General features: G+C 29.8%; 2 protein-coding genes. Both read right to left on the bottom strand.

The window, feature by feature from the left end; genetic code table 11:
* Positions 1–428: 428 nt before the first annotated feature.
* Complete coding sequence (locus EII29_RS11335; protein WP_199726089.1) at positions 429–827, bottom strand: hypothetical protein; 399 nt, start codon at positions 825–827, stop codon at positions 429–431.
* Positions 824–1,407, bottom strand: a 584-nt coding sequence (locus EII29_RS12295) for a hypothetical protein (RefSeq protein ID WP_158612540.1), incomplete at its 5' end; no start/stop codon positions are given. The genes EII29_RS12295 and EII29_RS11335, both read right to left, overlap by 4 nt.

The following is a 1,407-nucleotide window of genomic DNA, read 5'->3' as shown; positions in this document are numbered from 1 at the left end:
CGATATTTCCCACTATTATAATCCTTTAACAGCTCATTTCTATTATATTCATCTTTCGCATTCAATAGAAATTCACTATTATCCAAAATTGCAGGTCCATTTATTGCCAAGTTTATCTTTATACTCTGATCTAAGTTATACAAGTCCTTTACTTCTCCTAATATTTTATTTTCCGTGAGGGCTTATTACCGCCCTCACACTCCAGCTATCGGCTACAAAATTTTTTATCCCTCATAAATATTCATTATGCTTGGAAAACAGCAAACTCAATTCGCTAAGACAGCTGTTTTCCTTATCAGCATAATTTCATATTTACTCGGAAAATTTTGAATGCCGAGGTTTTTTTTATTCCTTACAATTATGAAAAATACTAAAATAAACAGATATTTTTTCAATTAATTTGAATAATGGAGTTTTTTACTATAATTTTAATTACAAGTCTTTGTAAATCCATTAGCTTTTATTATTTTTTGAGCTATTTCTTCCATTCCCGGTATTAATTCATTATAAAGTAATCCATAATTTTTATTCCCGACTCTTTTACTCGTACAAGCACCCAATTTTTCATTTATTTTAGTATTTTCAGGTATAATTAATGTTGCTTCTTCAAATTGAACTTTTTTGTTTATTGGTCTTTTTGCAACGTCTTTTATTGCTTCATATACTCCTTCTTTATATTTTTCATTACTATATGCCCCTCCCCCATCTTTTTTGTTAGCTTGATCCGTTAAATTAGACTCCCTTGCATCATCTATTACCTGTTGTGCATAATAACACGAATTCAATGCTATTACTGACATTAACATCAGCACCACTCTCTTTTTCATCTTAAACCAGCTCCATTTCTTAAACTTTTTATATAATCATCTATTTCCAATACTCCCAGCTTTCCTTTTCTTATACTCTCATTCATACTATTCATTAGATAATTACTCAGTAAACCTTTATCAATATATCTACCCTGATTATATTCTTTCTCAAAATCTCTTCTATTATACTCTGTTACTCCTTCTCTCAAACCCTGTGAATCATTCAATATTGCAGGTCCGTTCGTAAATAATTCTATCAACTTTTCCTGATTTTCTATATATTTTCTTTCTATCTCAGATTCTATTCCTAACCTTTCAACTCCATTCGCTTTTACATAGTTTTTCAGTAATTTATCTATTTCTCCTGCATATATTGCTGAATAATATGTGTAAGCTCCGTGTCCGTCATTTAACCATTTCTTCATTATTTTAACATCTGATAAATCTACATTTTCCTTTAATTCAGCTTTATAATTTCCTCTTATTTTTGCTAAATCACTACTTGTTATCGGCATTGAATAATTATTTTCCTTTAGCCACTTACTCGGATTTTCATTATACTTTGCTTTCTCCTCTTCACTTACTAATTTCGGTAATG

It is taken from the genome of Leptotrichia sp. OH3620_COT-345 (assembly GCF_003932895.1).
Lineage (GTDB): Bacteria > Fusobacteriota > Fusobacteriia > Fusobacteriales > Leptotrichiaceae > Pseudoleptotrichia.
This window is presented reverse-complemented; position numbering and strand designations above follow the sequence as displayed.

Bases quoted from the DNA above. Each gene is read 5' to 3' on its own strand.
- EII29_RS11335 (WP_199726089.1), bottom strand. From the start codon at position 827: ATGAAAAAGAGAGTGGTGCTGATGTTAATGTCAGTAATAGCATTGAAT.